Here is a 269-nt window from a genome sequence, read left to right as displayed (position 1 = left end):
CAACGATTTCGTGCTGGCGGCCGCCAATGAGGCGCTGGACGTCCTGAAGGCCGACGGCGCCGTCAAGGCCGGCAACACGGCCCGCATCAACCAGGTCGTGAACGAGCACATCCTGCCTTACGTCAACTTCCAGAAGACGACGCGGCTGGCCGCCGGGCGCTACTGGCGCCAGGCCACCGAACAGCAGCGGACCGCCCTGGCCGACGCTTTCCGCGGCACCCTGGTGCGCACCTACAGCGGCGCGCTGACGCGCGTCACGTCGGGCACCA

General features: G+C 69.5%; 1 protein-coding gene. It reads left to right on the top strand.

Features of this window, described 5'->3' with window-relative positions; genetic code table 11:
* Positions 1-269: phospholipid-binding protein MlaC (locus SB771_RS34725; RefSeq protein WP_410722004.1), on the top strand; the 269-nt coding region annotated here is incomplete at both ends.

It is taken from the genome of Burkholderia sp. SIMBA_051, assembly GCF_046534915.1.
Classification (GTDB): Bacteria; Pseudomonadota; Gammaproteobacteria; order Burkholderiales; family Burkholderiaceae; genus Burkholderia; species Burkholderia ambifaria.
This window is presented reverse-complemented; position numbering and strand designations above follow the sequence as displayed.